This window comes from Microcystis sp. M079S1, assembly GCF_020246425.1.
Lineage (GTDB): Bacteria > Cyanobacteriota > Cyanobacteriia > Cyanobacteriales > Microcystaceae > Microcystis > Microcystis aeruginosa.
Genome location: NZ_JADBSZ010000346.1, coordinates 1 through 7,363, shown reverse-complemented (window position 1 = coordinate 7,363; position 7,363 = coordinate 1). Strand labels below are relative to the sequence as shown.

General features: G+C 47.3%; 9 protein-coding genes and 1 pseudogene. 7 read left to right on the top strand and 3 right to left on the bottom strand.

All coding sequences use genetic code 11. The annotated features are described in order from the left end of the window. Nucleotides 1-10 precede the first annotated feature (10 nt). The gene (locus IM456_RS22295; protein ID WP_041803630.1) at nucleotides 11-193 is read left to right on the top strand and encodes a hypothetical protein; all 183 of its coding nucleotides are present in this window, start codon (nucleotides 11-13) and stop codon (nucleotides 191-193) included. On the opposite strand, the gene IM456_RS22290 is transcribed toward IM456_RS22295, so the two are convergent. Further along, entirely contained in the window at nucleotides 190-729 is a 540-nt protein-coding gene (locus IM456_RS22290) for an NUDIX hydrolase (RefSeq protein WP_149988431.1), read from the bottom strand. The two genes, IM456_RS22295 and IM456_RS22290, sit on opposite strands and share 4 nt — an antisense overlap. A 120-nt stretch (nucleotides 730-849) precedes the next feature. Between IM456_RS22290 and rpsN the strand changes: the two genes are divergently transcribed. Further along, nucleotides 850-1,152, top strand: a complete 303-nt coding sequence (rpsN, locus tag IM456_RS22285) for a 30S ribosomal protein S14 (protein ID WP_002740009.1) — start codon at nucleotides 850-852, stop codon at nucleotides 1,150-1,152. Between the two features lie 135 nt (nucleotides 1,153-1,287). On the opposite strand, the gene IM456_RS22280 is transcribed toward rpsN, so the two are convergent. Further along, nucleotides 1,288-3,441, bottom strand: coding sequence for a polyribonucleotide nucleotidyltransferase (locus IM456_RS22280; RefSeq protein WP_149988432.1), 2,154 nt, complete (start codon nucleotides 3,439-3,441; stop codon nucleotides 1,288-1,290). A 353-nt stretch (nucleotides 3,442-3,794) separates the two neighbouring features. On the opposite strand from IM456_RS22280, the gene IM456_RS23445 reads away from it, so the two are divergent. Both IM456_RS23445 and prfA read left to right on the top strand, forming a co-directional pair. Then, entirely contained in the window at nucleotides 3,795-3,974 is a 180-nt protein-coding gene (locus IM456_RS23445) for a hypothetical protein (protein ID WP_149988433.1), read from the top strand. Next, nucleotides 3,953-5,053, top strand: a complete 1,101-nt coding sequence (gene prfA, locus IM456_RS22275) for a peptide chain release factor 1 (protein WP_149988434.1) — start codon at nucleotides 3,953-3,955, stop codon at nucleotides 5,051-5,053. Before IM456_RS23445 ends, prfA begins: the two co-directional genes overlap by 22 nt. A 35-nt stretch (nucleotides 5,054-5,088) precedes the next feature. Here the strand turns inward: prfA and IM456_RS22270 are convergent, their stop codons facing one another. Continuing rightward, nucleotides 5,089-6,084, bottom strand: a complete 996-nt coding sequence (locus IM456_RS22270) for a LysR family transcriptional regulator (protein WP_149988435.1) — start codon at nucleotides 6,082-6,084, stop codon at nucleotides 5,089-5,091. Nucleotides 6,085-6,653: 569 nt separating this feature from the next. Between IM456_RS22270 and IM456_RS22265 the strand changes: the two genes are divergently transcribed. The 3 genes and pseudogenes from IM456_RS22265 to IM456_RS22255 form a co-directional block, all read left to right on the top strand. Further along, nucleotides 6,654-6,938: a hypothetical protein gene (locus IM456_RS22265; RefSeq protein ID WP_012265204.1), complete on the top strand. Its 285-nt coding sequence runs from the start codon at nucleotides 6,654-6,656 to the stop codon at nucleotides 6,936-6,938. A 63-nt stretch (nucleotides 6,939-7,001) separates the two neighbouring features. Next, a complete protein-coding gene (locus IM456_RS22260) occupies nucleotides 7,002-7,145 on the top strand; it encodes a hypothetical protein (protein ID WP_287691112.1) in 144 nt (47 codons plus the stop codon). Nucleotides 7,146-7,281: 136 nt separating this feature from the next. Further along, nucleotides 7,282-7,363 (top strand): annotated as a pseudogene (locus IM456_RS22255) (transposase); the annotation flags it as partial.

Genomic DNA, 7,363 nt, shown 5'->3' with positions numbered 1-7,363 from the left:
TGGTGGCAGGGTGTGGGGTGTGGGGTGTGGGGTGTGGGGTTTTATCGATTTTCAGGTGGTCAACTACCTAATTTTCAGGGAAAAAGTCCCGGAATTTTCCCCCCGATCCCCGCAATGGCTGGCACTTTTTGAGGGGAAAAAAGTCCAAAAGTCTTATCCAACAAGGTTTTTAGATTTATTCAGCAGACCCTAATTAAGGGCTAAACGGGCCAGATAGAAGCTAGTAATAGTTTTAGCATCGATCGATTCTCCCTTGGCGATCGCCGATTCCATTTCCTCAAAACTCATCAAAACCACTTCTAGATCTTCATCGGCATCTTGAGCGGGGGGCAAGCTTAATTTTTCCAGATCCTGCGCCAGAAAAGCATAGATGTATTCATCGGAATAACCCGGTGCCAGGGCAAATTTACCCAAAGATTGCCAATTATGCGCCCGATAGCCCGCTTCTTCCTCTAATTCTCGTTTTACCGTTGTAGCGGGGTCTTCTCCTTCATCGATCGTTCCGGCGGGAAATTCCAGAATTCGAGCTTGCAAACTAAACCGATACTGACGTACTAAAACTAATTGACCTGCCTTGGTGATCGGAACTGCTAAAGCGCCCCCTGGATGACGGACACATTCCCATTCTCCCTCGACACCGTTAGGTAAACGCAGTTTCGAGACTTCAAATTGAAAGACGCGACCTTGATAAAAAAGACGTTGTTGGAGAAATTGAGGCGGTTCAGACATAGAAAATTTGCAACTAGGACTTTAAGAATTAATATCAAGAAATGTCACCTTTGTCACCAGTGTTTCAGGTTATAATGGAAAATGCTGTCTTTACAGGTTAAATCTTTTTCGAGAAACCCCATGGCAAAAAAATCGATGGTAGAACGCGAGAAAAAACGCGCTCGTCTCAGACAAAAATACGAAGCTAAACGGGCGGAACTAAAAGAACAATTCCGTACCGCCGAGGATTTTGAAGAAAAACTGGCAATTCACCAAAAATTACAGGAATTACCCCGCAATAGCGCCCCCAGTCGTCACCGCAACCGTTGTTTAACGACCGGCAGACCGAGAGGATACTATCGCGATTTTGGTTTATCCCGCAACGTTTTACGGGAATGGGCCCACCAAGGTCTTTTACCCGGTGTGGTCAAGTCTAGCTGGTAGTCAGAAACAATATCTAGGGAAAATACCGGGATAGAGGCGTGGTTTTTGCGTCTCTATTGCCGTTTTTAGGCAATTTTTTCGATAAAAAAACCCTCGCTCGAGCGATCGAGGGTTAACCATGAATAGAAAATTTACCTAGACTACAGTAGCAGCTTTACGGGCAGCAGCGGCCTCCTCGGGATGAATACCGAGACGGGTGAGATTGAGACGACCTTTACTATCGATCTCCCGTACCTTAACTAAAACCTCATCCCCCACGGCCACTTCATCTTCGACCTTACCGACGCGTCCCTCGGCCAATTGGGAAATATGGATCATTCCCTCTTTCCCCGGCAAAACTTCCACAAAAGCGCCGATTTGGATAATGCGAGTCACGCGACCGAGATAGACCTCACCCTCATTGAGTTTGCGGGTCATATTGTAGATCAGTCGTTTAGCTTTTTCGGCCTGTTCCCCATCGGTAGAGGAAATGGTGACAGTCCCATCGTCATCGATATCGATTTTCGTGCCGGTCTGTTCAGTAATCCCTTTAACCGTCTTACCACCCGGCCCGATTACTAACCCGATCAGATCTGGATCGATCTTGATCGTCAATAACCGGGGTGCGTGGGGAGATAATTCCGTGCGGGGTTTTTCTAGGGTCGCTAACATCTTCTCTAGGATATGTTTGCGGGCCGGTAAAGCTTGTTCGATCGCCTTGGCCACCACTTCCATAGTTAAACCGGGGATTTTCATATCCATCTGGAGAGCGGTGATGCCGGAATCAGTGCCAGCCACCTTAAAGTCCATATCTCCCAGAAAATCCTCGATACCCTGGATATCGGTCAAAATCCGCACTTCTTCCCCTTCTTTAATTAAACCCATGGCCGCACCGCTAACGGGTTTTTTCAGGGGAACACCGGCATCCATCAGCGCCAGGGTAGAACCGCACACGGAACCCATGGAGGTGGAACCATTAGAAGAGAGGACTTCCGACACTACCCGCAGCACATAGGGAAATTCCTCCTGTGGGGGAAGGACAGGTACGATCGCCCTTTCCGCTAAAGCACCGTGACCGATTTCTCGACGGCCGGGAGAACGCATGGGACGAGTTTCACCGACGGAAAAGGGTGGAAAATTGTAGTGATGAAGATAGCGTTTTTCGTCTTCGGGATGGAGATCGTCGCCCAAATCCTGAGCATCACCGGGGGTGCCAAGGGTGGCGATCGAAAGTACTTGGGTTAAACCGCGATTAAACAAACCGCTACCGTGAACCCGACGGGGTAAAACTCCCACCCGGCAAGAAATTGGGCGTACTTCGTCCAGTTTGCGACCATCAACCCGCACCCCATCCTCAATAATTTGGGCGCGCATCAGTTTTTTGGTCAGATCCTTGAAGATATTACCGATTAACTTCGGTTCTTCCAGCGTTGGAGCTTTTAAGGGGTCTTCATCGGGGAGAGCGGTTATAGTTTCCTTGATCCGATTTTCGATCGCCTCTAATTTCTCATCCCGTTCGGTTTTGCTGAGGGTAAACTGGCAGAGAATCTGTTTAATTTCCTCTTTAGCTTGTTCTCTCAGGAAATTCTGCACGGTTTCGTTTACTGCCGGCACTTCCCGCGTCACGAGGGCAATACCCAACTGATCGATTAATTCCCGTTGAGCGGTGATCAGGTCGCGGACTGCTTCATAACCAAAATCGATCGCCTCAATAATATCCCGTTCCGGTAACTGATTGGCTCCCGCTTCGATCATCACCACCCCTTCGGGACTACCGGCCACCACTAGATCCAATTCTCCGTTATGGATTTCCTTGTAGGTGGGATTGATGATAAATTCATCCCCCAGTAAACCGACGCGTACCGCTGCCATCGGTCCTTGGAAGGGAATCCCTGCCAACAAAACCGCCACGGAAGCCCCGGTAACGGCCAAAACATCCGGGGGGACTTCCTCATCCATCGAGAGGGTCGTAGCGACCACTTGAATATCATCCCGCAGCCAACTGGGGAATAAGGGACGCAGGGGGCGATCAATCAAACGACCGGTCAGAATCGCTTTTTCCGGGGGACGACCTTCACGACGCAAAAATCCTCCCGGGATGCGCCCGGCGGCGTATAATCTTTCTTCGTAATCAACGGTTAAGGGCAGGAAATCTACTCCTTCTCTGGCTTTGGCTGTGGTTGCTGTCACTAAAACCGCCGTTTCTCCCGATTGGATCAGAACACTACCGCCAGCTTGGGGGGCTAAAAGCCCTATTTTTAGTCGAATATCCCTGCCATCAAAGGATATTGACTTGTCAAACTCTTCCATGTAAAGCTATATTCCTTTCTTTCACTTTTCTCTGTGCTGTGGCAATCCTAGCATTTTTTGTACCCCTTTCTGCCAGGTTTAGTATTCAGTGATCAGTGATCACTGATCAGAGTTGAGTTTTCAGTTCGCTGATTACTCTTTACCGTTTACTGATCACAGGAAAAAAGCTCCCCATCTCCCCACACCCCAATTCCCTGCTTTTAAACAGGATCTAACATTACTTGCTCAAACCGGCCAAAAAATGATAGTTTCATATATAGGAATAATCTGGTTAAGAAAAAAATGTCTTCCCTTGCCGCTTGCTGGCCTAAAAATATTTCTAAGTATTAGCAAAACTGACTGACTCTCAGCAGTTGGGCGGGATTTTTCCTAGCTCGAAGAACTCCAAACCAAGAAAATTAAGACAATTAAAAGAATTGCGTCTCTATTATCTGTCAGACGCTTCTAATGCAGAGAATTTGCGGGTTATCTTCAAATTAACCCCGTTTAACCCTATTTGTGGCTATCGATTATGGCTGAAAGTTACTTACTAGACAAACTGCAATCTGTAGAACAGACCTACAAAGAATTAACCCGTCGTCTAGCGGATCCCGATGTCACCGGTAATCCGGGTGAATTGCATCGTCTGGCCAAATCCCGCGCTTCCCTAGAGGAAACGGTCAACACTTACGAAATTTGGCAAAAAAGTCAAGAGGATTTAATCGGTGCGAAACAAATCTTCAAAGAATCCGCCGGCGATCCCGAATTACGGGAAATGGCCGCCCTAGAAGTGGCAGAATTAGAGGCAAAAATCGCCACTTTGGAAGACCAATTAACAATTCTGCTGCTGCCCCGGGATCCCCTCGATGAAAAGAATATCATGCTAGAAATTCGCGCCGGGACCGGAGGTGATGAGGCCAGTATTTGGGCGGGAGATTTAGTGCGTTTGTACTCAAAATATGCCGAAACTCAAAACTGGAAAGTTAGCCTTTTGAGTGAATCTCCAGCGGATATGGGAGGATTTAAAGAGGCAATTTTAGAGATTAAAGGCGATAACGTCTATAGTAAGCTGAAATTTGAGGCGGGAGTCCATCGGGTGCAGCGGGTTCCTCTGACGGAAGCCAGTGGTCGCGTCCACACTTCCACCGCTACCGTAGCGATTATGCCAGAAGTGGACGATGTGGAAGTGCATATCGATCCCAAGGATATTGAGTTAACCACGGCTAGATCCGGGGGGGCAGGCGGTCAAAATGTCAATAAAGTGGAAACTGCCGTCGATTTAATCCATAAACCCACGGGAATCCGGGTTTTTTGCACCGAGGAGCGATCGCAATTGCAAAACCGGGAACGAGCTATGCAGATTCTCCGGGCGAAACTGTACGATATGAAGTTACAGGAACAACAGGAAGCGGTCAGTTCCATGCGACGCTCTCAGGTGGGAACCGGTTCGCGTTCGGAAAAAATTCGCACCTATAACTATAAGGATAATCGTCTCACCGATCATCGCTTAAATCAGAATTTTTCCCTTGATCGCATTTTAGACGGCGATATCGAAGAGGTGATCCAATCCTGTATCGCCAAGGATCAACAGGAAAAACTGGCAGAATTAGCCGCTGCCCAAGAGATAGCTTAAATGTTCGGAGGAAGATTTTGCCCGTCTCGCTCAACTTATTTACTAATAATTTCGGCGGGTTGCGAGTTAGGAATCGGTTCAAAGTTGTGGTCGTCAGCCAGATATTCGGGATAGGTGGAGAATTGGGGTAGTATTTCTAGGGTAAAAGCTTCGGCCGCTTTTGAGCGATAGCGATTCGGGTTAATAATTACCGACAAAGTGCGTCGTACTTCCACATCTTTAATTCTGGTAGCGTGGATAACTCCCATTTGTAGTTCTTTTTCGATCGCCGTCACCGAGACAAAAGCCGCCCCTAAACCGGATTGTACGGCATTTTTAATCGCCTCGATCGAGTTAAGTTCCATCTCCACTTTTAAGCGTTTGGTATCGATCTCGCAACGAGTCAAAACCTTGTCGATGACTTTGCGAATCGTCGATTGGGAATCGAGGGTGATAAATTTTAGTCGATATAAATCCTCTTTTTGAATCATTTCTACCTTAGACAGAGGATGAAAAATCGGCAGGACTAAAGCCAGTTCATCTTCTGCGTAGGGGATAATCCGCAGGGTTTCTTGTAATTCGGCGGGAACTTCCCCCCCGATAATGGCTAAATCCACTTGACCGTTAGCAACGCTCCAAGAGGTGCGACGGGTGGAATGAACTTGTAGCTGTACGGATACTTCTGGGTATTTTTGCCGAAAAAGCCCGATCATGCGGGGAAGAAGATAGGTTCCCGTGGTTTGGGAAGCGCCGACGATCAGGGTTCCCCCTTGCAGATTTTGTAGATCTTCGATCGCCCGACAGGTTTCTTGACAGAGAGTGATAATTTTTTCGCCGTAGCTTAAGAGTAGGTGTCCCGCTTCCGTTAATTGGGCTTTCCGACCGCCTCGGTCAAATAACGGCACATTTAGCTGTTTTTCGAGGTTTTGTACCTGAAGACTGACCGCCGGTTGAGATACATACAGGGTATCTGCCGCCCGTTTAAAGCTTCCTTCGGCAGCGATCGCTTTGAGAATTCTCAGTTGGTCTAGGGTGAAAGGAATGTCGGTCATAGAAAGCCTCAAAAACAGCGACAGGAGAAGGGGAGGACAATAGCGACAAATCTTAAGCCAGTGCCGATAAACACACTGAATTGACAGTACCACACCACGGGGATCAATGCTTCAGGTAGTTCCAGTTATCAGTTATCAGTTACCGGTTATCAATTATCAGGAGTTAGGAGTTAGGAGTTAGGAGTCAGGAGACAGGAGACAGGAGTCAGGAGATAGGAGACTCCGAGACAGGGTGATGGGGTGGTCACTGCGTGCGCGTTGCGGGGGGGTTTTGGGGTGTTAGGGTTTTAGGGTTTTAGTTGAAATTCCCCCACTTCCCCACTTCCCCACTTCCCCACCCCTGACTGATTACTGATCACTGTTTACTGATCACTGAAAAAGGCTGACCCAGCAATTATCGGGTTGACTTTTGTGTACCACTTAATCGTTATTAACCAAGAATCTTAATGATATTTTAAGATTTTTTAAAAAACCGCCCCTATCCGAGATGAACGTATATCCTAGAGGGGAGCGAGTATAGATTCTTATTCCCGTTCGATTGCCCCCTAATTCTCTGGAGATCAGCACCCATGCTTACTTTGCTCCGTTCCCTGCTATTTTCCACCCTATTAAGTTTTGTTGCTCCCGTCCTCTTGGTGGGTTCTATTTTAACGGCTTTATTGGCCACCAGTCATGTCCCCGGCTTTACTTGGGTTTGTCAGACCGGTTTTAGCCAAATCCTGCAATTTTTAACCATTTTCGGCGGCGGTTATCCCCTACAAGGCCTGTTAACCATCGCTGTCACCTTTGCTTTTGTTGGCAGTTTATTCGATTTATTTAACTTTTACGTCTATCAAACCAATCGCGGACAGTAACAGGTAAAGGGTGATAGGGACTGTCTAGAATGGGAATGAGGTTTTTATGGGATCGAATCGTCTATGCGCCCTATTTTCTGCCGTTTTTGGCTATTAACAATAATTTCCCTGCTGCTCACCCTGAGTATCGGGATTGTCAATCCCCAACCCAGTTTCGCACGCTCGTGGATGGATTTACCTAAAATGTCGGATGAATGCCCCCGCTAAATTTTTCGACAAGACATCCAACCTTTGCGGGGGATGAAATCCGACCAAGATATTGACGGCGAAGCACGATTTTAATTCTACCATCTATGGGTAAACTGTGTTATAATTAAACTATCCAATGGTCGAGGATTAATCAATGCTAGTCGTAGAAGCCAAGTTAAAAAACGGAACACCAGAGCAATATCACCAGCTTGATGAAGCTATCAAAACTTCTCAGT